We start from the raw sequence: 22,509 nt of genomic DNA on the forward strand, positions 1-22,509 counted from the left end.
CCGCCGCCTGCGCGGCAGGGGCCCGATCGGTGCTGGTGGTTACTTGTTGACGACGAGCTGGTTGAGCAGCGTCATCGCGTTGGCCCAGGCCTGGTCGCCGTTGGCCTTGCCGGAGTCGAGCTCCTGCACGGACGGGCCGAAGACCTGGGACTGGATGACCGAGTCGTCCGGTCCCTTGTACTGGGCGACGACGCCCTTCGCGCGCTCGGCGAGGATCTGGCCGACGGGTGCGTTGTTGAAGAACTTCGTCAGGTCGCTCTCACCGGTCACGCCGGGGTCGGACTGCGCAGCGGTCACGGACGGGAAAGTGCCCGCCGCCTGGAAGGTGGCGACCTGCGTCTTGGCCGTGGTCAGCCAGGCAGCGAGGTCGGCGGCCTCCTTCGGGTGCTTCGACTGCTTCGGGACCGTCAGGAACGATCCGCCCCAGTTGGCTGCGCCGCCGGGGAAGACGTTGGCGAAGTCCCACCCGGTGGATGCGTCGCCGCCTCCGGCCTTGACCTGCCCCTGCACGACGCCGAGCATCCAGCCCGGGCAGACGAACGTGGCGAACGAGCCGTCGGTGAACGCCTTGCCCTTGCCCCAGTCCCACTGGGTCTGGTTGGAGGAGAGACCGGCCGCTGCGCCGCCGGCGAGCTGGCTCCACAGGCCCTTGAGCGTGGAGTTGTCCTCGATGTTGAGCTTGCCGTCCTTGGTGTAGTAGCCCTCCGGCTGCTGGTTCACCATGGCGTTCCAGAGGAAGCCGGACTGGTCGTAGAACGCCTTGCCGGTTGCGGCCTTGTACTGCTGGCCCACCTTGAAGTAGTCCGCCCAGGTGGCGTCGTCCCCGCCGAACAGCTTGGCGACGGAGTCGCGGTCGCTCGGCAGCCCGGCCGCTGCGAACAGCTTGCTGTTGTAGCAGAGGCCCTCCGGGCCGATGTCGGTGCCGTAGCCGATGATGCGGCCGTCCTTGTCGGTGGCCTGCTTGAGCTTCCAGTCGACCCAGCGGTCCTTGATCTTGTCGGCTCCGTAGTCCTTCAGATCGTTGAAGTCCGTGGAGACCTGCATGACCTTGCTGAGCCAGCCTTCTTCGACGGCCTGGACGTCGGGGAGACCGCTTCCGGCCGCCTCCTTGGTCTGCCAGTCGGTCAGGGCGTTGTCACCGGTGTCGATGTTGGTCGCCTTGATCTTGATGTTCGGGTGCTCCTTCTCGTACTGCGAGTAGAGCTTGTCGAATCCCATCGTGCCGAACGTGGTGACGGTCAACGTGATCGGGTTCGAGCTGCTGCCGCCGTCTCCGCCGCTGGATGAACATCCTGCGGCGAGGAGGGCGAAGGATGCTGCGCCGGCAACGGCGGCGACAACCTTGGTGCGTCGTGAGAACTTCACGGTCACTCCCTTGTGTGCGTGGTCTGGTGTGGTGCCGATGAGAGCGCTCTCACCTGGTGTCGTGAGAGCGCTCTCACGGGTTGCCACAGAGAATATGCAAGCATTGCGGCCGCTGTCAAGCCGAACCGTGGTCGCGCTCTCATCCGCGCGGTTCCGCGGAAGTGGACTCGCGGTGGTCGTTCGCGCGCGCATTCCGCGTCTCGCCCAACAATTCCGCGGGCTCCGGATGCGCGGGCGTGGCCCCCGCAGCGCTTCGCGCCGGCGATCGGAGCGGCCGCGTCGTGACCGAATCGTTACCAGCGCCCGCGCCGAGTCCCCCCCAAACGCGCCCTCCGTCCGGACGGAGTTCCCGGGCGTGTGGCGGCCGAATTTCCGTCCGAACGGAGTTCGCAGCGGCGTGTCGCCCCAGGTCTCCTTCCGGACGGAGTCCGCAGCGGCGAGGCGGCCGAATATCCGTCCGAACGGACGTCCGGGCGTGTGGCGGCCGAATATCCGTCCGAACGGAGTTCTCGACGACGTGGCGTGCCGGTTCTCCGTCCGAACGGAGCGCGACGCGAGCGGGCCGTGGCGCCGGGGCGCCGTTGCTCGCAGCGGCCCCGCCGCCGCCGCAACGCAGAGCAGCCGCCGCCCCGAAGGGCGACGGCCGCTGCTAACGCGAGACCTGCGTTGCCTAGTCCGTGGCCGGGTTCGTCTTCGGGCGCTGGGCGCGCAGGGAGGCCGTATCGGCTCCCGGCTCGATCAGTGCGCCGAAGTCGTCGGCCGCGCGGTGGGCGAGGATGCCCGTGTCGAGCTCCTCGTCCGCCTCCGACGCCGCGGTTCCAGCGAGCACGCGCTCGCGGTCCGCCTTGGCGTCTGCGGCGTCCGCCGCGTTGTCCGCTGCCTCCTGCAGGGCCGACTTGGCCCGCAGCGGCGGCGTCTTGAAGAACCAGGTGAGCACGAACGCGATCAGGACCACGATGAGCGCCACCCAGTAGACCTCGATGGCCGACTGGTTGAATCCGACGAGGAACGGCTTCGCGAGCCGCTTGTCAGCGCCGTTCAGGAACGACGTGTCGTCGAGGCTGGCGTTGCCCGTCGCGCCCGACTTCTTCAGCTCGGTCTGCAGGGTCGGCACCGCCTTGTCGACCACCTGCGAGCGCTGGTCGGCGTTCGAGAAGTCGATCGGGGCAGCTGGGACCTGAGCGGCGGCGACATCGGCAGGAACGCCCGTGGCGACGAGCTGCGCGACGCCCGCATCGTGTGCAGCCTTCTGTGCGTTCGCCTCGAGCGGGGTCACGATCTTGTTGTAGATCGTGTCCATGATCTGCTTGTTCTCCGGGGCGCTCGCCACCGAAGGGGTGAGGGCCGCATCCAGAGCGTTCGTCAGGGTGGGCTTGTCGGTCAGCGACGTCTGGATGTTGCCTGGCATCACCGTGAACAGCAGCGACAGCAGCACGGCCGTGCCCAGCGTTCCACCGATCTGACGGAAGAACGTGGATGCACTGGTCGCCACGCCCATGTCCTTCAGGCCAACCGAGTTCTGGCTGGCGATGGTCAGCGTCTGCATGAGCTGGCCGAGGCCGAGGCCGATGAGCAGCATGGCGCCGGCGATGAACCAGTACGAGCTGTCGAACTTGAGGAACGTCAGGTAGAAGAAGCCGCCGGACAGCAGCGCTGTACCGATGATCGGGAACTGCCGGTAGTGCCCGGTGCGCGAGATGATCTGGCCGGATGCGATCGAGGAGATCATCAGGCCGAGGATCATCGGGAGCATCTGCAGGCCGGACTCCGTCGGCGTCGCGCCGAGCACGAGCTGCAGGTAGAGCGGCAGGGTCAGCATGGCGCCGAACATCCCGAAACCGACGAACACACCGATGATGGTGGCCATCGAGAACGTGGAGGAACGGAACAGCTTGAGCGGGATGAGCGCGTCGTCCTTCATGGCCATCTCGATGAAGATGAAGGCCAGGATGCCGATGGCGCCGATCACGTAGCAGGCGATGGCGCCTGCGCTGCCCCAGCCCCAGTCACGGCCCTCTTCCGCCACGAGCAGCAGCGGGACGAGCGCGACGACGACAGCGGTCGCGCCCCACCAGTCGATGCGGGCGGAGCCGCGTTCGCGCTTGGGCAGGTGCAGGAACCGCAGCACGATAATGAGCGCGACGACGCCGATCGGCACGTTGATGAGGAACACCCAGCGCCATCCGGCGATCCAGAGGATCTGATTCGCACCGGCGAACAGGCCACCGACCAGCGGGCCGATGAGGCTGGAGATACCGAAGACGGCGAGGAAGTAGCCCTGGTACTTGGCGCGCTCGCGCGGGGCGAGCATGTCGCCCATGATCGCGAGCGGCATCGACATCAGGCCACCGGCGCCGAGGCCCTGGATGGCGCGGAACACCGCGAGCTCGATCATCGAGGTGGAGAACGACGCGGCGAACGAGCCGACGACGAAGATCACGATGGCGAGGATGAACAGCGGGCGCCGACCGAAGATGTCGGAGAGCTTGCCGTAGATCGGTGTGGCGATCGTCGAGACGATCAGGTAGGCCGTGGTGACCCAGGCCTGCTGGCTGAGGCCGTGCAGGTCGTCACCGATCGTGCGGATGGCGGTTCCGACGACGGTCTGGTCGAGTGCTGACAGGAACATTCCGGCCATGAGGCCGAAAATGACGAACAGGATCTGACGGTGCGTCATGATCGCGTTCCTCGGTGCGGCCGGGGCCGCGGATGCTTGGCTTGACATGAATCTCCGAGTCGAGAGTCTGAATGGGGACGCCCGAGCCACGGGAGTCACACCGGTGTGGGGCACAAAAAGAAATTTGCGGAGAGTGCAAAGTTACACCCAGTGCGAGTGTTTCAGCAACGTGAAGTACTTGTCATCTGTAAACGTTCGCCACGGGCGAACGCGAGCGGCCCTTCCGCCAGTTCATGCGGATGTATGGACCGAATTCGGCGGACACCTGACCCCCGCACAGGTCACGCCTAAGAATGAGGCGTACGGTGAATGAAGACCCGAATCCGACGCCCCCATCGATCTGAAGGTCCCATGCGCCGCCAGTCCCGTTCTTCCGCCTCCCGCCGCCTCCTCGCCGTGGCGGGCTTCACCGCAGCCACCGCGCTCGTCCTCACCGGATGCGCCGGAGAGCCGTCGCCGGTCACCAAGGCCGTCGCGGGAGCCGCGTCCCCGACCACGCAGGACACGAGCATCTCGACCATCAAGCCGGCCGCAGGCAGCGTCTCCGGCTCCGGCACGGTCACCATCTCCGGCAGCAACCTCGACGATGTGAAGAGCGTCCAGATCGGCGGCCAGCAGGCCACCGTCACGCACACCAGTGACAGCAAGGTCGTCGCCGTCGTTCCTCCCGCGGCCAACTTCCAGGCCGGGGCAGTGGATGTGGCGCTCACCGGCAAGGACGGCAAGGCCATCGCATCCAGCGACAAGGCGTACGACTACCAGGTGGCCACGCCGGTCGACAAGCAGCTGGCGTACGCGATGACCTACTGGAAGAACTACAACACCGCCGAGTGGGGCGACCTCAATCCGGTCGGCGGCGACTGCGCCAACTTCGTCAGCCAGACGCTGATCGCTCGCGGCTGGCAGATGAACGACGACTGGTACAACAAGAACGCCGCGGCCGACTGGAGCCCGGCCTGGGGCTACGTGCCGGCGATGGATGCGTACTTCCAGGCGAACGCCGCCTCCCTCGGCCTCACGGAGTACCCGCTCGACCAGCGCCAGAACATCAAGGTGGGCGACATCGTGATGTTCGACTGGAACGACAACGACTCCCTCGACCACGTGCAGATCGTCTCAGCGGTCGAGCACGTCGACGGCAAGATCGTGATCAAGATGGTCGGCCACAACGAGGACACCGACTACCGCGACCTCGACAACACGATCACGGTCGAGCACCCAGGCGCCATCGGTCACTTCTGGAGCCTCTCCAAGTAGGCGGCACCGCGGCTCCGCCGCAGCTGCACAGGTGCTGGGCAGCTGCTGCGATTCGGCCGTTCGTGCCGGTTCTTCGACCCGGCGACGGGTTAGGCTCAGCGCGTGAAACTGGGGGACCTTCGGACACGCAGAGCGCGTGCGACCGCTGCCGCGCTGCTCGGCGGCGCGCTCATCGTCGTCGCCACCCTCAGCGGATGCGCGACGGGCGGGGCAACGGCGGCCGAGCATCCACGTCGCTCCGGGGCTCCGCACACGAAGCCGCCGCGTCAGGCGCAGTCTCCGACGCCGTCACGCCCGATGCCGACGGTGACGCCGCCTCCGCTGGTCGTCGGCTTCGATAAGACCGCGCAGTCGATCGACGACCCGGCGAGCACCTGGGTCGTCGCCAACAAGGCTCGCGCTCTGAGACCGCAGGAGTACGTGCCTGCGGACCTGGTGTACCCCGAGGTGCGCTACGTGAACCGCCAGCCGATGCGGCAGGAGGTTGCGACGGCGCTGGTGGCCATGTTCGCCGCGGGCAAGGCGGAGGCCGGTCTCGATTTCTCCGTGCAGAGCGCATACCGTTCCTATGACTCGCAGGTGCGGGTGTACAACGACGACGTCGCGAGAAACGGTCAGGCGCTCGCCGACACCGACACGTCCCGGCCTGGGCACAGCGAGCACCAGACCGGCCTGGCGGTGGACATCAGTGCCGTCCCGGCGAAATGCTCCCTCGCCGCGTGCTTCGCGCAGACGCCGCAGGGGGAGTGGCTCGCCGCGAACGCGTGGCGGTTCGGCTTCCTGCTGCGCTACCCGGCCGACAAGGTGCCGGTGACCGGCTTCACCTTCGAACCGTGGCACTTCCGCTACATCGGCGTGCCCCTCGCCACCCAGCTGCACACGACCGGCGTGACCACGCTGGAGGAGTTCTTCGGAGTGCCAGGCGGCACGAGCTACGGACCGTAACGGTATTTCTTCGCGATGTCGCGTCATCGGCGCGACGATTCCGCGTCTCTTCGGATGACAGCGGCCGGTGGCCGCTGGACGACCCCCGAAGCGATGAAGGTATCCGATGATCATGCCGGACGGCGATGCTCCGTACGTGCTGGGCCAGCAGCGCAAGACGCTCGCCGAACTCAGAGCCGAACTCGACAGCGCGTGCACCGAGGCGGCCGAGCCGGCGTCCGCGTCCGCTGTCGAGCGCTGGCGCGCATCCATCGTCGTCGGCGCAGGAGTGGCTGTCGCCGTCGTCGCCCTGCTGAGCCTGATGGCCGCGCTCTCCAGCGCGACGGTGTGACCATGCCGGCCCTCGACCATCCGCTTGTCGGAGAACTGGTCCGTTGGTCTCGCGACGGCAATGTGCTCGTCGGACTGGCGGGCGGATACGTCGACGACTGCGACAGCATCGTGCTGCTCTCCGAATCGTTGCGCGACCTGAGCGTGCTGGTGCCCGCGATCGAGTGCAGGCTCGCCGGCGCGGCTCGCAGCGGGAAGCTCGTCGACGACGTGCGAACCGCGACAGAGCGTGACGCCTATCTGCGCGGGCTGGTGGATGCACGCAGCAGGGTCTCGCTGATCGCCGCGGAACTCGCCATGTCGGGCGACGTGCAGCGATGCGCGGGAGTGGCGAGGGCGTTCGCGGCGCTGGACGAGCTGGTGCGCAGGGAGAGCGGGCAGTAGGGGCGGCGGAGCGCATCCCGGGAGTTGGTCCCTGGGAATTCGCCGAGATCGCATCATGATCGCGTGATGTGATCGTCTCTCCTCCGTTGGGACCGTTCGCCCTCCCGAAGGGGCGCGGTCCGCTGCACCACCTGTACCCGGAGGTTGACACACATGGCGAGAGCGCTCTTCGGCGCGCGACGAGACGTCGCAGGCCGTTCAGACGGAGAGCTCGTTGAGCTGGCACGCACCGGCGACCGCGACGCGTACGGCGAACTGTGGCGTCGACACGCGTCGGCGGGGCTGGCCGTCGCGCGCTCGCACAGCCCGTCCCTCGACGCCGACGACCTGGTCTCCGAGGCGTTCGCCCGCATCTTCAAGGCGATCGAGTCCGGCGGAGGGCCGACGGCCGCCTTCCGGCCGTACCTGTTCACCACCATCAGGAACACCGCTGCCGGCTGGGGGAGGGCACGCCGCGAGATTCCCGTCGACGATGCCGACCTCATCGAGGATCCCCGCTTCAGCGAGGACGCGCAACTCGCCGCCCTCGACGGTTCGCTGGCGATGACGGCGTTCCGCACCCTCTCCGCGGAGTGGCAGGAAGTGCTCTGGTACACGGAGGTGGAAGGGCTCGCCCCGCGCGAACTCGCGCCGCTGCTCGGCATCAGCGCCAACTCGGCTGCCGCCCTCGCATACCGGGCGCGCGAAGGTCTCCGGCAGGCGTGGATCCAGGCTCACCTGGCGTCGGTCCCTGCCGACTCGGAGTGCAAGTGGACGATCGACCACCTGGGCGCCCACCTCCGCGGCAAGACCGCCAAGCGCACCAGCGCCCGCATCGAACGCCACCTCGACGGATGCGCGGACTGCACGATGGCGGCCAGGGACGCGGGAGAGGCCAACCGTCAGGTGGGACTCGCCCTGCTGCCGCTTGTCGCGGGCATCGGCGGCGCGGTGGCGTACACGGCGTGGCTGTCGACGAGCGGCGCGGGCGGCGCGGCGTCGGCGTCGACGCTGGGTGGGGTCGGGATGCTCGGCGGGGGTGCCGGGGCGCCGGGAGGTGTTGCGGGCGGGAGTGTTGCGAGCGGTAGTGCTTCGAGCGGTAGTGCTTCGAGCGGGAGCGCTGCGAGCGGGAGTGCTGCGAGCGGCGGTGCAACGAGTGGTGTGGCGGGGGTGGGCGCAGTCGGTGGCACCTCCGGCGCGGCGACGGGCACGGCCGTCCTGGTCGGCGCCGGCCTCGTCGTCGGCGCCATCGTCGTGGCGGGAGTCGCTGTTTTCGCCGCCGTCTCTCACGCTCCGGCGGAGGCGCCGGTCGCAGCGAATACGTCCGCACATTCGTCGTCGCCCGTGTCGCCGCCTGCGGTGAAGCCCGTCGCGTCGCCGAGCGCTCCGCCGACCGCCTCGCCGACGCCCGTGCCCACGGTTCCGGTGCCCGAGGATCCGGCACCGGCCGACCAGTCGGCCTCTGACGGTTCGCAACCCGCGCCGTCGACCTCCAGCCAGAAGGCGCCGACGGCCACCCCGAAGCCGACGGCCACCCCGAAGCCGACGCCCACACCGAAACCGACTTCGACGCCCACGCCCACGCCCACACCGAAACCGACTTCGACACCCACGCCCACACCGAAACCGACTTCGACACCCACGCCCACGCCGACGCCGACGGCCCCTGCTCCGGTCGTGACGACCGTGGACACTGCGGGCGGCCGCTACTTCCCGATCCTGTCCGGCACCGCCGCGCCGGGCGCGACGGTGACGATCAACGCATCCGCAGGCACGGTCGCGGTCACGGCGGACGCCGACGGTGCGTGGACATCGCCGCCGATCGGTGACCTCGCCACCGGAACGAGCGCGCTCTCCGTCACCCAGACGGACGCCCAGGGGCGTCTCTCACCAGCCGCATCCGTGACAGTCGTTCTGGACGCGCCCGAGCTCACTCTCGACGGCAGGGGAGACGGAACCAGCCTCACGATCACCGGTGTGCCACGGGCCCGGGTCGAAGGACGCCTCACAACCTCCGGCTCATGGTCCACGCTCGCCCTCGACGGCAGCGGCCGCTGGGAGAGCAGCCTCCCTTGGTGGACAGGGATCGGAACCTGGACCGTGCAGGTCCGCTACGCGGGCGACGATCGCGAGGGCCCGATCGCCTCGGCGTCGCTGAACGGTCACTGAGGCTCGATCGTCTCGACGCCGCGCGGCGAGCGCTGGGGTTGACCGCGCCCGCCCCGCTACGCTCCCGCCAGCGCCTCTGACACGATGCGCTTCGCCTCTTCCTGCACCTCGCGCAGGTTGTCGGCGCCGTCGAAGGACTCGGCGTAGATCTTGTAGACGTTCTCGGTGCCGCTCGGGCGAGCGGCGAACCAGGCCTTCGCCGTTTCGACCTTGACGCCGCCGAGGGCGGCGTCGTTGCCGGGGGCGCGGCTGAGCTTGGCGATGATCGGCTCGCCGGCGAGCTCAGTGGCGGTGATCGCTTCGCCATCGAGCTTGGAGAGGGCGGACTTCTCGGCGGGGCTGGCCGGCGCATCCACTCGTTCGTAGACCGGGTCGCCGAACTTCTCGGTGAGCTCCGCGTAGAGCTGGGACGGGGTCTTGCCGGTCACGGCGCGGATCTCACTGGCGAGCAGAGCGAGGAGGATGCCGTCTTTGTCTGTCGTCCAGACCGAGCCGTCGAAGCGGAGGAAGCTGGCACCGGCGCTCTCCTCGCCGCCGAAGCCCACCGAACCGTCGATCAGGCCGGGGACGAACCACTTGAAGCCGACCGGCACCTCCCACAGGCGGCGTCCGAGTGACTCGGCCACCTTGTCGATGATCGACGAGGAGACGAGGGTCTTGCCGACCGCTGCGTCCTTCCGCCACTCCGTGCGCGTGCGGTAGAGGTAGTCGATGGCGACCGCGAGGTAGTGGTTGGGGTTCATCAGGCCGCCGTCCGGCGTGACGATGCCGTGCCTGTCGGCGTCTGCGTCGTTGCCGGTGAGGATGTCGTAGTCGTCTTTGTGCGCGAGAACCGACGCCATGGCAGACGGACTGGACGGGTCCATCCGGATCTTGGAGTCCCAATCGAGGGTCATGAAGCTCCAGGTGGGGTCCACCGTGGGGTTCACTACCGTGAGGTCGAGGTCGTAGCGCTCTGCGATGGCCGCCCAGTAGTTGACGCTCGCCCCGCCGAGCGGGTCGGCGCCGATGTGGATGCCGCTGTCGCGGATCGCCTTCACGTCGATGATGTTCTCGAGGTCGTCGACGTACGTTCCACGGAAGTCGTACGTCTCCACCGCGCTCGGCTCGCTCATGCGCACGCCGCGCAGCTCGTCGGCGATGAGCTCGTTGGCGCGGTTGGCGATCCAGCTCGTCGCATCCGTGTCGGCAGGGCCGCCGTGCGGCGGGTTGTACTTGAAGCCGCCGTCCGCCGGCGGGTTGTGGCTCGGGGTGACGACGATGCCGTCCGCCTGATCCGAGTGCCCTGCCCTGTTGTAGCGCAGGATGGCGTGCGACAGCGCGGGCGTCGGCACCCAGTCGTCGAACTCGTCGACCAGCACGCGCACTTCGTTGCCGACGAGCACGGCGAGGGCCGTGGTCGTCGCGTACTCGCTCAGCGCGTGCGTGTCCGCACCGAGGAACAGCGGCCCCGTGATGCCCTGGGAGGCGCGGTACTCCACGATGGCCTGCGTGGTGGCGGCGATGTGGTTCTCGTTGAACGCCGTGTTCAACGAACTGCCGCGGTGACCGGACGTTCCGAACACCACCCTCTGCTCCGGGATGCTCACATCCGGCTTCAGCTCGTAGTACGCGCGCCGGAGCGCATCGACGTCGACCAGGTCGGAGGCCTGTGCGGGGGTGCCAGCTCGTTCGTTCATGGCACCCATCCTTCCACTCGGGATGCGTTGCGCCAGCGGGGAACACAAGGTTGTGGAACTTCATTCTGTGGAGAAAGGGGTTGGCTAAGCTGAGCGCCATGCCAGACGCCGTCGATCCCGCCGAGCCCACCGCCGAACTGCCAGCGTCCGTCGACGAGGTCTACAGCTTCCTCGGGCCGTCCGGCACGTTCACGGAGGCGGCGCTCGCCCAGGTGCCGGAGGCGCGCGGCAAGCACTGGCGCTCGGTCAACAACGTCGGCGAAGCGCTCGCCGACGTGGTCTCCGGCCGCAGCGTCGCCGCGATGATCGCGATCGAGAACTCCATCGAGGGCGGTGTCTCCGTCGCTCAGGATGCGCTTGCCACCGTTCCCGGGCTGCGGATCGTCGGCGAATACCTCGTTCCCGTCAACTTCGTGCTGGTGGCCAGGCCGGGCACGACGCTCGCCGACGTGAAGACGATCAACGCGCATCCCGTGGCGTACGCCCAGTGCCACCTGTGGCTGGATGAGCACCTGCCGGCGCACGGGCACCTGCCGGCGTCGAGCAACGTCGCGGCCGCCGCGTCGCTGTTCGAGGGCAGCACGGCGGACGCGGCCATCGCCCCGCCAGGCATCGTCGACCACCACGACGTCACGGTGCTCGCGGAGAACATCGGCGACAACCCGAACGCGGTCACCCGGTTCGTCCTCGTCAGCACGGAGCGGAGCGTCCCCGCGCCGACCGGGGCGGACAAGACCAGCCTCATCGCCGAACTGCCGGACGACCGGCCAGGCTCCCTCCTCGACCTGCTGGAGCAGTTCTCCACCAGGGGCATCAACCTGAGCCTCATCGAGTCCCGCCCGATCGGCGACGCCCTCGGCCGCTACCGGTTCGTGATCGACGCGGACGGCCACATCCACGACGAACGGGTGGCGGATGCGCTGCTCGGCCTCCGCCGGTTCAGCCCGGCCGTCATCTTCCTCGGCTCGTACCCGCGCGCGGACAAGGTCTCGGTCGACTACGACCGCAGATACCGCGACGAGGTGTTCACGGAGGCGCGCGACTGGCTCGCGTCGCTGACGACGCCGGTCGCGGACGTTGCGACGACCACGGACGCCACGCCGGCCCAGGGGTAGGCTGCCAGCCAGAAGAGTTGTGAGTTCCGAGCGAGGAGCAGACACGATGGCCGTGGACGACGCGAACCGGGACACCGCCGCGCGCGACTTCGACCCGCGCTACGACCCGGCGTTCCAGCGGGGGTACCAGCCCAAGCCGGGCGAGCGGCCGCGCACGAGGGTGCGTGATGCGTCGGCGGGAGCGACTGCACCAGTCGCGCCTCAGGCTCCGACGCCGTTCGAACGGCCGGCCCAGCGCCCCGTCGAGCGCGCCGCCGCTGCGACGGCGACAGCAGCCGACCCCGCACCGGCCTGGCCGCCGGCCCCGCCGAGGGCAGCGACGTCACCCTCGACCTCGGCAGCGTCCGCCTCCTCGGTCACGGAGGCACCCGCATCCCGTGCCGTCGTCGCCCCCGACTCCTGGGAGACGGAGGTCGAACGCGAGCGCGCCGACGCCGAACTCGCGGCGTTCGGCCCCACCACGCCAGGGGTGATCCCTGTGCGCGGGGGCGGCATGCTCGAGACGATCGACTTCTCCCCGCGCCGCAATCGCGCTGTGCTCACTCTGTGGCTGGTCGGCGGCGGCCTGGTAGCCCTCGGCATCGTCCTCTACGTGATGTCGGTCTTCACCTCGTACACGAATACGAGCGCGACGTCCGGTGCCGACGTGTCCGGGCTCGTCTTCAGCCAACTGGGGTGGATGCTCGCCGGTCCCCTCATCACGGTCGGCCTCGCCACTCTCATGGTGCTGCTGGGGCTGACGCTGCTGTCCTCGCGTCGCCCGCCCGCAGCAATCGAGTCCGAAGTAAATCCGGCGACACGCCGCCCGGAGGACTGAACAACTCCGGACTCGATGGCGGGTGAGGCAGGTTAGCCGGGTCAGGCGGGCACGCGGACGCGCAGGGCCTTGTGGTCGACGGTGAGGCCGACAGCGACCACGTCGCCGAACCCGTCGCCGTCCAGCTCGAACGGCTCAGGACGCTCCACGGTCAGGCGCACGAATGCGCCGCGAAGATAGGTCAGCTCCGTGCGGATGGCGCGGTCGGTGAAGCGGATGATCTTCTGGCCGACGGCGCTGCGGCGAAGTACACGGTTCTCCCAGGTGACCTTGCGCCAGATCAGCAGCCAGCCGAACAGCGACTTCGGCTGCAGCACCGCGATGTCCAGGGCGCCGTCGTCGACGGCTGCGTCCGGGATGAGTTCGATGTTGCCAGGCAGGCTGCCGCAGTTGGCGACGAGGATCGTACTCACTCTCGCCGTGCGCGTGGTCCCCTCGTCGAGCGTGTACCCGACGCGGACCTTCTGTGCCTTGGGGAGGGCGCGGAAGCCCGCATCCACGTATGCCAGCCAGCCGAGGCGGCGTTTCAGCCGGGGGCGGGTGTTGGCGATCATCGTCGCGTCGATGCCGAGCCCCGCCATCACGAGGAACACGTGCTCGTGGATTCCGCCGTCCTTCGCCGTGATGGATGCGACCCCCAGGTCGATCGGCCGCGTGGCGCCCCCGAACGCCACAGCGCAGGCGTCCTCCAGGCGCGTGAACGGGATGCCGACGTTGCGGGCGAGCAGGTTGCCTGTCCCGGACGGGATGATCGCCAGGTCGGCGTCCCTGTCGCGCAGCGCCTCCGCGACGGCGCGCACGGTGCCGTCGCCTCCTGCGGCCAGGACGAGCGTCGCTCCGGCTGCCAGCGCATCCCGTGTCTGCTGCTGGCCGCCCTCGGCCTCCGTCGTCTCGAGCCAGAGGACGTCGCGGACGCCGGCGCCCGAAGCGGCGGCGGCGACGGCCGACTTCAGCCGGGCGACGTCCACCTTGATGGGGTTGTAGACGACCGCAGCCTGCGCGGCGGTCCCCGCTCCCCGATCGTTCACGAAGCTCACGCTACCTGTTTCCACGGCGAACGCCCCGAACGTCCAGCGCCGCCTCGATAAGCTGAACCCGTGATCGATCCAGTTCTTCTCCGTGAGCACCCCGACGTCATCAAGCGTTCGCAGGAGGCCAGGGGCGACTCCGTCGAGCTCGTCGACGAAGCGCTGCAGGCCGACAAGGAGCGTCGCGCGTCCATCTCGGCGTTCGAGGAGCTGCGCGCTGAGCAGAACGCCTTCGGCAAGAAGGTGGCCGCCGCTCCCAAGGACGAGAAGAAGGAGCTGGTCGCGCAGGCGCAGAGCCTCGCCGGCCGGGTGAAGGAGGCGCAGGCCGCCGCGAACGAGGCGGAGAAGCGCTTCGACGACGTGCTCCGTCGCATCGGCAACCCGATCATCGACGGCGTCCCATCGGGCGGCGAGGACGACTACGTGCTCGTCAAGACGGTCGGTGAGAAGCCGACGTTCGACTTCGAGCCGCGCGATCACCTGGAGCTCGGCGAACTGCTCGGCGCCATCGACATGGCCCGCGGCGCTAAGGTCTCCGGTGCACGCTTCTCCTACCTGCGCGGCGTCGGCGCCCGCCTCGAACTCGCCATCATGAACATGGCGCTCGACAAGGCGGTCGGCGCCGGGTTCATCCCGATGATCACGCCGACGCTGGTCAAGCCCGAGATCATGCAGGGCACCGGCTTCCTCGGCGCGCACGCCGACGAGATCTACTACCTGCCGGCCGACGACCTCTACCTCACCGGAACGAGCGAGGTGGCGCTCGCCGGATACCACGCCGATGAGATCGTGGATGTGACGGAGCCGCTGCGCTACGCCGGCTGGTCCACCTGCTACCGCAGAGAGGCGGGCTCGGCGGGCAAGGACACCCGAGGCATCATCCGGGTGCACCAGTTCAACAAGCTCGAGATGTTCGTCTACACGCTCCCGGAGGAGGCAGAGGCCGAGCACGCTCGCCTGCTGCAATACCAGGAGGAGATGCTGCAGGCCCTCGGGCTGAGCTACCGCGTGATCGACACGGCCGCAGGCGACCTGGGGTCGAGCGCCGCCCGCAAGTTCGACGTGGAGGCGTGGGTGCCGACGCAGGATGCGTACCGCGAGCTCACGTCCACCTCCAACTGCACCACATTCCAGGCCCGCCGCCTCGACATCCGGTATCGCACGGAGAGCGGCAAGACGAGCCCTGTCGCCACCCTCAACGGCACCCTCGCCACGACGCGCTGGATCGTCGCCCTGCTGGAGACGCACCAGCGCGCCGACGGCTCGGTGGTCGTGCCGGAGGCGCTGCGCCCATACCTGGGCGGCCTCGACATCCTGGAACCGATCGCACGGTGAGCGCCGCCGACCAGGCCGACGACGGCCGCCTGCTGATCGCGCTCGACGTCGACGGCACCCTGATCCACGAGGACGAGACGATCGGCGCCGCTGTGCGGGATGCCGTCGCCCGCGTCCGCGACGCCGGCAACGAGGTCATGCTCGCCACCGGCCGCAGCTGGGAGACGGCGAGAGGCATCCACTCGACGTTCGGGCTGACCAGCGAATACGTGGTCTGCGCGAACGGCGCTCTCACGATGCAACGCGACGACACCGTCGATGAGGGTTACCGCCGCGAGTTCGTCGAGGTGTTCGACCCGACAGAGGTGCTGGAGACCATCCGCCCATATCTGCCGAGCGGGAGCTTCATGGTCGAGGACGCGACCGGGTTCCGCCGCTACACGGAGGGCATGACCGACTGGGAGCTGGTGAACGCGGTGCAGGTCTCCTTCGAGGAGCTCTCCGCGCATCCCGCCACCCGCGTCGTGGTCGTCTCGCCGCAGCACGACGAGGACGAGTTCCTCGACATCGTGGAGCGGATGGGCCTGCACAAGGTGAGCTACTCGATCGGCTGGACAGCGTGGCTGGACATCGCACCGGACGGCGTCAACAAGGCCACGGCGCTGGAGCGCGTGCGTCAGCAGCTCGGCATCCCGCTGGCGCGCGTGGTGGCGGTCGGCGACGGCAGGAACGACATCGACATGCTCACCTGGGCGGCGCAGGAGGGCCTCGGCGTCGCGATGGGTCAGGCTCCCGACGACGTCAAAGCGGTGGCGAACCGGGTGACGGAGCCGGTGGTCGAGGACGGCCTCGCGCGGCTGCTCGACTCCCTCTGATCGACGTTCCCGCGTGGCTCTGATGGGCGCTCCGTCGTGGCGCTGATCAGCATTTCCGGCGTGGCTGTCCAGAGGTTTGCCAGGGTGATCTGTAAATCTGGAGGGTAGTGCGCGCCGATTCTGAGCGCGCAAAACCCCTGATCTCATCGAAGGAAGTGAATGAGCGAGTTGCCCACCCGCGCCCAGGCGCGTGCGAAAGAAGTGTCGGCCGGTCCGAGCATCGCACGCCACGGTCGGCTCAAGCAGCGCCACCCGCTCCGCTTCCTGCTCGGGATGCTCGCGGCGATCGTCGCCGTGGTCGGCGTGAGCACCGCATCCGTCGCCGCATACGCGGTGTGGGATGTGGCAGCCGGTCTCAAGCCGTCGGTGAAGCTGGTCGACGCGAAGGGCAAAGAGGTCGTGCCGCAGGTCGGCGCGATGAACGGCGCGTTCAACGTGCTCCTCGCCGGCAGCGACAGCGGTGGAGGCAACGCAGCATACGGTGAGCGCGGCGAGGTCCTGAACGACGTGACGATGCTGCTCCACGTCTCCGCCGACCACAAGACCGCGACGGTCATCAGCTTCCCCCGCGACATGTACGTCTCCATCCCGTCCTGCCCAGACCCCAAGGGCGGCAGCTTCGACGCGATGAGCAAGCAGAAGATCAACAACACCCTGAGCTACGGCGGCCTGGCCTGCACGGTTCTCACCGTGCAGAAGCTGACCGGCCTCGACATCCCGTACGCGGGCGTCATCGAGTTCGACGGCGTGATCGAGATGTCCAACGCGGTCGGCGGCGTTCCCGTCTGCGTGGCGGGCGACATCAACGACCCGTACACCGGCCTGGATGTGAAGGCCGGCCAGAACACGCTCGAGGGCCAGCAGGCGCTCGCCTTCCTCCGCACCCGCCACGGCGTCGGCGACGGCTCCGACCTCGGCCGCATCAGCAACCAGCAGGTCTTCCTTTCGTCGCTCGTGCGCACCATCAAGAGCTCGGACACTCTCGCCAACCCGGTGAAGGTCTACGGCCTCGCGAAGGCGGCGACCACCAACATCGAGCTCTCCGAGAGCCTGAACAACGTGACCACGATCGCCTCGATGGCGGCGGCGCTGAAGAACATCGACCTCAGCCAGATGGTGTTCGTGCAGTACCCCAACCACTACGAGGGCGACGGCGTCGCGCCGAGCACGGACGCGGCGGACACGCTGATGACCGCGCTTAAGAACGACCAGCCGATCACGCTCACCGGCGACACGGGTGTCGGCTCCGAGGCGGACCCGAACGCGCCGGCAACGGGCACCCCGGCCACGGGCGCACCGGCAACGGGCGCTCCGGCGACCGGCACGCCGTCGACGGACGCTCCGACGCAGTCGACCTCCGGGTCCGTCGACCTCCCGTCGGACGTCCACGGTCAGACCGCCAACCAGTACACCTGCTCCAAGCCGTACTCCGACTAGGCGCGCGGCACGGTATGCGCGGGGCCGTGCCAGGCGCGCATCCCCTCGTCCGTTAGAATCGGGCGACGCCGGTTTGCGCCGGCGCCAGGAGGGCTGTCCGAGCGGCCGATGGAGCCAGTCTTGAAAACTGGTGGGCAGAAATGTCTCGTGGGTTCGAATCCCACGCCCTCCGCCACCGTCGAAGGCGCCATCGCCGCCCGAGTCGATGCTCGTACAACCCCAGCGGCCGATACGGCCAGGTCTCGTGCCCTGCAGTCCTGCCGGCACTACGCCGCGGTCGGCCGGTACCACTCCTCATCGATCGTCGCCAGGCGGGAGGGGCTCACCTCGTCGCCGGTCGTGAAGAACCGTTGGAACGACATCAGGAGCGGCTGCCAGCGCAGCGGGTCGATGCGGTCCGGATGCCCGTGCATCCGGATCTCCTCGTGCACGTGGACGCGCGAGACGGCCACCTCGGCGAGGATGATGCTTCCCGCCTCTGCCGGATCGTCTCGTTTCAGCTCGTGCACGTGCATGACCGCACCCTCCATCGTGGCCGGACATTCGGCGACGCGCGGGGGTGCCACGGTTTCGGATGCGGTGGGCGTGAGCCCGGCGTGCGCGAACTTGTCCCGCACATGTCGGTAGCCGACCGCCGCTTTGCGCGGTGGAACGGGATCGCGGCCGGTGGTCAGAGCAAGCCGGTCGACGGCGTCGACGAGCCGGGCGTCCGGAAGATTGATCACGCATTCGCGCGTGGAGGCCAGGTTCCGGCCCGTCTGCGAACGAGCGGCGATCCCGAGAACCGCCCGATGCCCGAGCCAGAAGATCGATGAGATCGGGGCGAGGTTCGGGATCCCGTCCGCATCGAGTGTGCTGATCAGGGCGACGGGGGTCCCGAAGTAGAGGATGGCTGGATCGATGGCGACATGGGTGCTGGTCACGGAGAGGTCCTTCGGTAGGGGTACGGGTCGGGAGCCGTTGCGGTGCACGTGGCACGGTCGGTGTGCGTTGCTCGACCGCACGTCCCATCCTTCGATCGTCCGTATCCCGATGCTCGCGGATTCCGGACGTCGCGTCAGCCGAACCGCCCGCAGCGGGCTGCCATAGTCGCGGGAGTGCGGTGCCGGCGAGTCAGTGCATCGACGGCCCTCTTCCCCGCGCGGTGGAGTGCGTCTGGATTCGGGGTATTCGTGGCCGACGCTGAGGGGCCGGCCGGCGGCCGGACGCGCAGACTCGAAAGCGAGCAGGTCCGCTGCCATCCGCATCCACTGGAGGAGAAGCTGTGTCCACCGAAGTCATCGCCGGGGTCGTGGTCCCCGACAGCAGCCTGGTCGCCGACGCGACCGAGCTGGTCCGCACCACCACGCCGGAACTCATCTTCAACCACTCCAGGCGGGTCTTCCTGTTCGGGTCGCTTCAGGCGGCGCGTGCCGGGTTGCGGCCGGATGCGGAGCTCCTCTACGTCGCCGCCCTGTTCCACGATCTCGGGCTCGTCCCGCCCTATCGCGGCGACCAGCAGCGCTTCGAACTGGATGGAGCTGACCAGGCGCGCGCCTTCCTCGCCTCGCACGGGTTCAGCGCCGCCGACGCCGAGCAGGTCTGGACGGCCATCGCGCTGCACACGACTCCGGAGGTACCGTGGCGCATGGCACCTGTCATCGCGGCCACCACAGCGGGAGTCGAGACCGACGTGCTCGGCCTGCGGCTGGATGCGCTCACCGAGGACGAGATCGCGGCCGTCGTGGCAGCGCATCCCCGCCCGCAGTTCAAGGAGCGCATCCTGGCTGCCTTCACCGACGGCTTCGCCCAGCGACCCGATTCGACCTTCGGCACCGTGAACGCCGATGTGCTCGAGCACTTCGTGCCAGGCTTCCGCCGGACGGACTTCGTCGAGGTCATCCAGAACTCCGCGTGGCCGGAGTGATGCAGCACTCGGATCCTGACCGAGCACAGCACACATCCGAGAAAGGCGAACAGGAAGGCCGCACATGAAAGCGATCACGGTGGTGGACAAGGCCCAGGGCGTCGCGGGCATGACGCTGACGCAGCGGCCCGAGCCGCACGCAGCCGAGAACGACGTCATCGTCGAGGTGAGGGCCGCCGGCTTCACCCCTGGTGAACTGGACTGGCCGGCGACCTGGGCCGACCGCGCCGGCCGCGACCGCACTCCCAGCATCCCCGGGCACGAACTCGCCGGCGTCGTCACACAGCTCGGCTACGGAACGACCGGCCTCACGGTCGGTCAGCGCGTGTTCGGGTTCGCCGACTGGGCGCGCGACGGGTCGCTGGCAGAGCAGGTCGCGGTGGAGGCGCGGAACCTCGCCCCTCTGCCGGCGGACATCGACGTCGTCACCGCGGCCAGCCTTCCCATCTCGGGCCTCACCGCGTGGCAGGGGCTGTTCGAACATGGACGCCTCCAGGCCGGTCAGACCGTGGTCGTCAACGGCGTCGCCGGTGGGGTCGGATCGGTGGTGGCCCAGCTGGCCGCAGGCGAGGGCGCCTTCGTGGTCGGCATCGGCCGACCCGCGCACCGTCAGCGCGCGACAGAGGCGGGCGTGCACCGGTTCGTCGAGACGACGGGGGACTGGTCGCAGGCGGTGGGGGAGGCCGACCTGGTGTTCGATGTCATCGGCGGCGAGATCGGCGCCCGTTCGGCCGGACTGGTGCGCGACGGCGGCACATTCGTCACGATCGTCGAGCCTCCGCCCGTTCAGCGTCCAGGCGTCACCGCCGCGTTCTTCGTGGTGGAGCCCGAACGACGGCAGCTGGACGAACTCGCTCAGCGGGTGCGCGACGGCCGGCTCCGCACCTTCGTCGGCGATGTGGTCTCGCTGGATGACGCCGCGGGCGCGTTCCTCAACGGCAGCGGCGGCAACGGCAAGACGATCGTGCGGGTCAGCGAGGGCTGAACGCCGGCCCATCCTCCGAATCGTCCGGCTGGGAGGTGCGGAATCGGCGCTGGTACGCGGCGGGAGAGATCCCGAGCTCGCGGGAGAACACTCTCCGCAGACTCTCGTAGCTGGGGAAGCCGGCCCGCTCGGCGGCTTCCGTCGCGTTGTAGCCCTGATCGAGGAGCGATCGCGCGATGTCGAAGCGGATCGACTCCACGTACCGCGTCGGCGTTGTCGACAGCTCGTCGCGGAACAGCCGGCTGAGATGCCGCGTGCTCACGTTCAGGTGCTCGGCAAGCTCGGCCTGGGTGTGGCGCGCCGTCGGATCGGCGACGACCAGATCCACGATCCGCCGGAGCGCCGGCGTCCGCGGGGGCGCCCCTTGGAGGGGCGCCGAGAACTGCGACTGGCCTCCCGCCCGCTGCAGGTAGACGACGAGTGCGCGCGCGACGTCGCGTGAGAGATTCGCCCCGTAGTCCTCCTCGACCAGCGCGAGCGCGAGGTCGATGCCCGCGCTCACACCGGCCGACGTGTATGTCTCGCCGTCGCGCACGTAGATGGCGTCGAGATCCACCGCTGTCTGCGGGTAGCGGGAGGCGAGCGCCTGGGCGACCTTCCAGTGCGTGGTCGCACGCTTTCCGTCGAGGAGGCCGGCCTCGGCCAGGATGAACGCGCCGGTGCAGATCGAGGCCAGACGGCGCGTCCTGACCGACAGTGTCCGCACCGCATCCGCAAGGTGAGAGGGGACGCGAGTGCTCGGGTATGCGTCCGCCCCGGCGACGATGACGGTGTCGGCGTCGGCCGCCAGCTCGGCGTCGCCGTCGACGGCGACCCGGATGCCGACCGACGTGATCACATCCGCGCCGTCGGGGGAGACGAGCGCGATCCGGTAATCGGCGCCGAGTCGGTTCGCCTCGCCGAAGACGTCAGCCGGGCCGGCGACGTCGAGGAGTTTGGCGCCGTCGTACACCAGGATCACGACCGTGCGGCCGACGGGGTCCGTTTCCGGGTGATTCATGGCCGGCCGCAGGCAGCGACGGGAGGCCGCACGCTGGCACCGTGGATGGTGGACGCACGGTCCGCATCCACACCCGAGGAGCATGACATGTCGAGAATTATCGCAGGCGTAGAGATCCCGAGCACCCCTGGCGCCCGGGCGGCGGAACGGCTCGTGCGAAGCCAGAGCAGCGCTCCGCTGTTCGACCACTCGCTCCGCGTGTTCCTGTTCGGATCGCTGCGCGCCAGGGCGCGCGGGCTCGAACCCGACCGGGAACTGTTCTTCCTCGCGTCGCTGTTCCACGACAGCGGACTGCTCGTGCCGCCGTCTCCGACGCCACAACGATTCGAAGTGGATGGCGCCGACCTCGCTCGCGAGTTCCTCGCTGCCGAGGGCTACTCCGCCTCAGCCGCGGAGACCGTCTGGCAGGCGATCGCGCTGCACACCACGCCAGAGATCCCGGGCAGGATGGGCCCCGAAATCGCCGCAACCAACCTCGGCGTGCTCACAGACGCTGTCGGACTCGGCGTCGATGAACTGGACCAGGAGGCGATCGAGGAGATCCTCCGGGCGTACCCGCGCGACGACTTCAAGCTCGGGTTCCTCGCGACGTTCCACGAGGGACTCAAACACCGGCCGGGCACGACATACGGCACCATCAACGCCGACATCCTGGAGCAGTTCGAGCCAGGGTTCCGCCGCGGCAGCATGGTCGATCGCGTCCTGTCGGCGTGGGAGCCGGCATGAAGCCCGTCCGGCGCGCCGAGGGCGGGCTGGTTACCCTAGGGCTGTGAACTCGAACCACGGGACGAACGACCGAGTGAGTCGCGTCGTATTGATGTGCGGGCCGGCTGGCTCAGGCAAGTCGACTGTCGCCCGACGTCTTGAGGAGGACGGCATGGTGCGTCTCTCATTCGACCAAGAGGCCTGGTCGAGGGGCATCCGCTCGATGCCTTTGGCGCCGGACGTCCATGAGGAGATCGAGAACGAACTGCGCCGCAAACTCCTGGGGCTCGTTGCGGCCGGCTCGGATGTCGTGCTCGACTTTTCGTTCTGGTCCCGGCGAGCTCGGGAGGAGTACCGCGAGCTGCTGAGGCCGTTGGGCGTCGAGCCCCAGACGATCTACCTGGCAACCCCGCGCGAGGTCGCCCTGGCACGGATTCGTGCCCGTGCTCTCGCACACGGAGACGACTTCGGTCTCAGCGAGGAGCTGGCGGCCGAGTACTTCGATCATTTCGAACCCCCCACGTCAGACGAAGGCCCGCTGACCGTCGTCCAGCCCTGACGTCGCTCGTGAGTCGGGCGAC

20 protein-coding genes and 1 tRNA gene are annotated in these 22,509 nt (G+C 68.8%); 15 read left to right on the forward strand and 6 right to left on the reverse strand.

Annotated features, from left to right (window positions below; translation table 11 throughout):
• Nucleotides 1-39: 39 nt before the first annotated feature.
• Both ACIRCZ_RS17415 and ACIRCZ_RS17420 read right to left on the reverse strand, forming a co-directional pair.
• Complete coding sequence (locus tag ACIRCZ_RS17415; protein ID WP_055889105.1) at nt 40-1,365, reverse strand: ABC transporter substrate-binding protein; 1,326 nt, start codon at nt 1,363-1,365, stop codon at nt 40-42.
• A 670-nt stretch (nt 1,366-2,035) separates the two neighbouring features.
• Nucleotides 2,036-4,042 carry an MDR family MFS transporter gene (locus ACIRCZ_RS17420; protein ID WP_402855242.1) on the reverse strand — a complete coding sequence of 669 codons (2,007 nt, stop codon included), beginning with the start codon at nt 4,040-4,042 and terminating at the stop codon, nt 2,036-2,038.
• Nucleotides 4,043-4,393: 351 nt separating this feature from the next.
• Between ACIRCZ_RS17420 and ACIRCZ_RS17425 the strand changes: the two genes are divergently transcribed.
• The 5 genes from ACIRCZ_RS17425 to ACIRCZ_RS17445 all read left to right on the forward strand — a co-directional run bounded on the left by ACIRCZ_RS17425 (nt 4,394) and on the right by ACIRCZ_RS17445 (nt 9,106).
• Nucleotides 4,394-5,299 carry a DUF1287 domain-containing protein gene (locus ACIRCZ_RS17425; RefSeq protein ID WP_402855245.1) on the forward strand — a complete coding sequence of 302 codons (906 nt, stop codon included), beginning with the start codon at nt 4,394-4,396 and terminating at the stop codon, nt 5,297-5,299.
• A gap of 102 nt (nt 5,300-5,401) precedes the next feature.
• A complete protein-coding gene (locus tag ACIRCZ_RS17430) occupies nt 5,402-6,244 on the forward strand; it encodes a M15 family metallopeptidase (RefSeq protein ID WP_402855248.1) in 843 nt (280 codons plus the stop codon).
• A gap of 106 nt (nt 6,245-6,350) precedes the next feature.
• A complete protein-coding gene (locus tag ACIRCZ_RS17435) occupies nt 6,351-6,575 on the forward strand; it encodes a hypothetical protein (protein ID WP_402855251.1) in 225 nt (74 codons plus the stop codon).
• 2 nt (nt 6,576-6,577) lie between these two features.
• Nucleotides 6,578-6,958 carry a hypothetical protein gene (locus tag ACIRCZ_RS17440; RefSeq protein ID WP_402855254.1) on the forward strand — a complete coding sequence of 127 codons (381 nt, stop codon included), beginning with the start codon at nt 6,578-6,580 and terminating at the stop codon, nt 6,956-6,958.
• Nucleotides 6,959-7,111: 153 nt separating this feature from the next.
• Nucleotides 7,112-9,106, forward strand: coding sequence for a sigma-70 family RNA polymerase sigma factor (locus ACIRCZ_RS17445; RefSeq protein ID WP_402855257.1), 1,995 nt, complete (start codon nt 7,112-7,114; stop codon nt 9,104-9,106).
• A 56-nt stretch (nt 9,107-9,162) separates the two neighbouring features.
• Here ACIRCZ_RS17445 and pgm read toward each other — a convergent pair whose 3' ends face one another.
• Nucleotides 9,163-10,785 (reverse strand): phosphoglucomutase (alpha-D-glucose-1,6-bisphosphate-dependent), encoded by a 1,623-nt coding sequence (gene pgm, locus ACIRCZ_RS17450; protein ID WP_402855260.1) that lies wholly within the window; start codon nt 10,783-10,785, stop codon nt 9,163-9,165.
• A gap of 98 nt (nt 10,786-10,883) precedes the next feature.
• On the opposite strand from pgm, the gene pheA reads away from it, so the two are divergent.
• Complete coding sequence (pheA, locus tag ACIRCZ_RS17455) at nt 10,884-11,900, forward strand: prephenate dehydratase (protein WP_402855263.1); 1,017 nt, start codon at nt 10,884-10,886, stop codon at nt 11,898-11,900.
• A gap of 46 nt (nt 11,901-11,946) precedes the next feature.
• Complete coding sequence (locus ACIRCZ_RS17460) at nt 11,947-12,717, forward strand: hypothetical protein (RefSeq protein ID WP_402855266.1); 771 nt, start codon at nt 11,947-11,949, stop codon at nt 12,715-12,717.
• A 41-nt stretch (nt 12,718-12,758) separates the two neighbouring features.
• On the opposite strand, the gene ACIRCZ_RS17465 is transcribed toward ACIRCZ_RS17460, so the two are convergent.
• On the reverse strand, nt 12,759-13,745 hold the full coding sequence (locus tag ACIRCZ_RS17465) for a diacylglycerol/lipid kinase family protein (protein WP_402855269.1): 987 nt from the start codon (nt 13,743-13,745) through the stop codon (nt 12,759-12,761).
• Between the two features lie 69 nt (nt 13,746-13,814).
• Here ACIRCZ_RS17465 and serS point away from each other — a divergent pair, with 69 nt between their 5' ends.
• The 4 genes from serS (at nt 13,815) to ACIRCZ_RS17485 (ending at nt 17,507) form a co-directional block, all read left to right on the forward strand.
• Complete coding sequence (gene serS, locus ACIRCZ_RS17470) at nt 13,815-15,080, forward strand: serine--tRNA ligase (protein WP_402855272.1); 1,266 nt, start codon at nt 13,815-13,817, stop codon at nt 15,078-15,080.
• Nucleotides 15,077-15,895, forward strand: a complete 819-nt coding sequence (locus ACIRCZ_RS17475; protein ID WP_402855275.1) for an HAD family hydrolase — start codon at nt 15,077-15,079, stop codon at nt 15,893-15,895. The genes serS and ACIRCZ_RS17475 overlap by 4 nt, the downstream gene beginning before the upstream one ends.
• A gap of 159 nt (nt 15,896-16,054) precedes the next feature.
• On the forward strand, nt 16,055-17,332 hold the full coding sequence (locus ACIRCZ_RS17480; protein WP_055889137.1) for an LCP family protein: 1,278 nt from the start codon (nt 16,055-16,057) through the stop codon (nt 17,330-17,332).
• Between the two features lie 87 nt (nt 17,333-17,419).
• Nucleotides 17,420-17,507 (forward strand) — tRNA-Ser (locus ACIRCZ_RS17485).
• Between the two features lie 91 nt (nt 17,508-17,598).
• Here ACIRCZ_RS17485 and ACIRCZ_RS17490 read toward each other — a convergent pair.
• Nucleotides 17,599-18,255 (reverse strand): flavin reductase family protein, encoded by a 657-nt coding sequence (locus tag ACIRCZ_RS17490; RefSeq protein ID WP_055889140.1) that lies wholly within the window; start codon nt 18,253-18,255, stop codon nt 17,599-17,601.
• A 341-nt stretch (nt 18,256-18,596) separates the two neighbouring features.
• Here ACIRCZ_RS17490 and ACIRCZ_RS17495 point away from each other — a divergent pair, with 341 nt between their 5' ends.
• Entirely contained in the window at nt 18,597-19,238 is a 642-nt protein-coding gene (locus tag ACIRCZ_RS17495) for an HD domain-containing protein (protein ID WP_402855279.1), read from the forward strand.
• 64 nt (nt 19,239-19,302) lie between these two features.
• A complete protein-coding gene (locus ACIRCZ_RS17500) occupies nt 19,303-20,223 on the forward strand; it encodes an NADP-dependent oxidoreductase (RefSeq protein ID WP_402855282.1) in 921 nt (306 codons plus the stop codon).
• Here ACIRCZ_RS17500 and ACIRCZ_RS17505 read toward each other — a convergent pair.
• Complete coding sequence (locus tag ACIRCZ_RS17505) at nt 20,210-21,223, reverse strand: GlxA family transcriptional regulator (RefSeq protein WP_402855285.1); 1,014 nt, start codon at nt 21,221-21,223, stop codon at nt 20,210-20,212. The two genes, ACIRCZ_RS17500 and ACIRCZ_RS17505, sit on opposite strands and share 14 nt — an antisense overlap.
• Before the next feature lie 87 nt (nt 21,224-21,310).
• Here ACIRCZ_RS17505 and ACIRCZ_RS17510 point away from each other — a divergent pair, with 87 nt between their 5' ends.
• On the forward strand, nt 21,311-21,949 hold the full coding sequence (locus ACIRCZ_RS17510; protein ID WP_402855288.1) for an HD domain-containing protein: 639 nt from the start codon (nt 21,311-21,313) through the stop codon (nt 21,947-21,949).
• Nucleotides 21,950-21,992: 43 nt separating this feature from the next.
• Complete coding sequence (locus ACIRCZ_RS17515; protein ID WP_402855291.1) at nt 21,993-22,487, forward strand: AAA family ATPase; 495 nt, start codon at nt 21,993-21,995, stop codon at nt 22,485-22,487.
• Nucleotides 22,488-22,509 lie beyond the last annotated feature (22 nt).

The organism is Leifsonia sp. NPDC102414 (assembly GCF_044765685.1).
Classification (GTDB): domain Bacteria; phylum Actinomycetota; class Actinomycetes; order Actinomycetales; family Microbacteriaceae; genus Leifsonia.

Coding starts and splice junctions, on each gene's coding strand:
- ACIRCZ_RS17435 (WP_402855251.1), top strand. CDS start 6,351: ATGATCATGCCGGACGGCGATGCTCCGTACGTGCTGGGCCAGCAGCGC.
- ACIRCZ_RS17445 (WP_402855257.1), top strand. CDS start 7,112: ATGGCGAGAGCGCTCTTCGGCGCGCGACGAGACGTCGCAGGCCGTTCA.
- ACIRCZ_RS17440 (WP_402855254.1), top strand. CDS start 6,578: ATGCCGGCCCTCGACCATCCGCTTGTCGGAGAACTGGTCCGTTGGTCT.
- ACIRCZ_RS17425 (WP_402855245.1), top strand. CDS start 4,394: ATGCGCCGCCAGTCCCGTTCTTCCGCCTCCCGCCGCCTCCTCGCCGTG.
- pgm (WP_402855260.1), bottom strand. CDS start 10,785: ATGAACGAACGAGCTGGCACCCCCGCACAGGCCTCCGACCTGGTCGAC.
- ACIRCZ_RS17420 (WP_402855242.1), bottom strand. CDS start 4,042: ATGACGCACCGTCAGATCCTGTTCGTCATTTTCGGCCTCATGGCCGGA.
- ACIRCZ_RS17510 (WP_402855288.1), top strand. CDS start 21,311: ATGTCGAGAATTATCGCAGGCGTAGAGATCCCGAGCACCCCTGGCGCC.
- ACIRCZ_RS17480 (WP_055889137.1), top strand. CDS start 16,055: ATGAGCGAGTTGCCCACCCGCGCCCAGGCGCGTGCGAAAGAAGTGTCG.
- ACIRCZ_RS17505 (WP_402855285.1), bottom strand. CDS start 21,223: ATGAATCACCCGGAAACGGACCCCGTCGGCCGCACGGTCGTGATCCTG.
- ACIRCZ_RS17500 (WP_402855282.1), top strand. CDS start 19,303: ATGAAAGCGATCACGGTGGTGGACAAGGCCCAGGGCGTCGCGGGCATG.
- ACIRCZ_RS17460 (WP_402855266.1), top strand. CDS start 11,947: ATGGCCGTGGACGACGCGAACCGGGACACCGCCGCGCGCGACTTCGAC.
- pheA (WP_402855263.1), top strand. CDS start 10,884: ATGCCAGACGCCGTCGATCCCGCCGAGCCCACCGCCGAACTGCCAGCG.